Below are 1,516 nucleotides of genomic sequence, written 5' to 3' on the forward strand. Positions count from 1 at the left end.
CTAGATGATCTATTCCAAGGGGTCAGTGATCGTAGGCGATCAGTGAGCGTAGGACGGTTTGTCCGGTCGCGTCGTTGTGCCAGATCGCGGCGGTCAGCGCGAGGATGCGTTGCATGACGCGGGCTATGACACCTCCGGGTGTGCGCCCTCGGTGCCGTTCGAGGTCAAGCTGTCCCTTGAAGGTTTCGTTGATCGATTCGATGACCTGCCGCAGCGGCTTGAACAGGGCGGCGCCAGGCCGTTCCCGTTCACCTTTACGGGCAGGCCGCAGCAACTGGACTCCATGCTCGGACAGTTCGCGTTCGAAACCGCGGCCGAAGTAGTTCTTGTCGCCGATGAGAGTCTGTCGGGGGCGCTCTCGCAGAAGCTCGCATTCGGCGGCCAGGAGGTCGAGGAGGGTCTCGCGTTCGTCGGCCTTGGCCCCGGTGAGGGCGAAGGCGATGGGCAGGCCCTGCAGGGTGCACACCAGGTGCAGGCGCAGGCCCCAGAAAAAGCGGCTGTGGCTGGCGCAGTAGCCGTATTCGGCCCAGCCTGCCAGGTCGGAGCGTTTGACGGTCTCGCGGGAGCGGCCGCATTCCACCGGGGTGGAGTCCACGACCCATACGTCGTCGCTCCACACCGAGGTGGTGGTGGCCAGGATCCGGTTGACGCTTCGCATCAGACCGGCGGCCTTGCGCAACCGCTTGTTGTAGCCGGGCTGGTGGGGCAGGTAGGGGAAGAGGTGGCGCAGGTGGGCACGGGCATGGCGGAGCCATTTGGCCTCGGAGGTGTAGCCGAGTATGGCCTGCATCGTGGCAAGGGTGACCAGTTCGGCATCGCTCAGGCGGGGCGTAATGCCGACCGGCGGGCGCCACGGCGCCAGCCCAGGATGCTCCTTCAGGATGTCGTCGGTCGTCGCATAGAGTGCTGTCGCGAGGGTGTCCACGTCGTTCGTCACAAAACGATCTTGGACACCCTCGTTCTCGTCTCCGCGGGCACCCCTTGGACCACACCACCAGGAGGAACCAGTGTCATATCCGCAACTGCTCACCCCCGAGGAGAGGCTCGCCGACGCGAAGAAGCAGCTGAGCCTCCCGCGTATCGTCGTGATCTGCGGCTCCACCCGCTTCATGACCGAGATGACCGAGGCCGATCTGCGGGAGACCAAAGCCGGAAAGATTGTCGTCAAACCGGGCTGTGACATGAAGTCGCCGCACGAACTTTGGCCCGATCCTGTCGAGGCCGAGGCGCTGAAGGTTCGACTCGACGATCTGCACCGGGCGAAGATCCGGCTTGCTGATGAGGTGCTCGTAGTCGGCGACTACATCGGAGACAGCACCCGAGCCGAAATCGCCTACGCCCGGTCGCTGGGCAAGCCCGTGCGGTTCACGCACCCCGAAGTCGACCCTGACGCCTGACCGCCCGCTGCCACCTCGACAACCAGGGCCGGCAGCCTGCCGCCTGACCGTCTCGCGGTGGCTTCGGCCGCCGCCCACCCCACACCCTCCGCAGGCATCCCTTGGAATTGATCATCTAG

The 1,516-nt window shown here is 65.1% G+C and carries 2 protein-coding genes; one reads left to right on the forward strand and one right to left on the reverse strand.

Features of this window, described 5'->3' with window-relative positions; genetic code table 11:
* Positions 1-22 precede the first annotated feature (22 nt).
* Positions 23-937 carry an IS982 family transposase gene (locus tag ACFU53_RS47995; RefSeq protein ID WP_384006990.1) on the reverse strand — a complete coding sequence of 305 codons (915 nt, stop codon included), beginning with the start codon at positions 935-937 and terminating at the stop codon, positions 23-25.
* Positions 938-1,007: 70 nt separating this feature from the next.
* Here ACFU53_RS47995 and ACFU53_RS48000 point away from each other — a divergent pair, with 70 nt between their 5' ends.
* Entirely contained in the window at positions 1,008-1,397 is a 390-nt protein-coding gene (locus ACFU53_RS48000) for a hypothetical protein (RefSeq protein WP_384006993.1), read from the forward strand.
* Positions 1,398-1,516 lie beyond the last annotated feature (119 nt).

This window comes from Streptomyces sp. NPDC057474, from assembly GCF_042802555.1.
Lineage (GTDB): Bacteria > Actinomycetota > Actinomycetes > Streptomycetales > Streptomycetaceae > Streptomyces.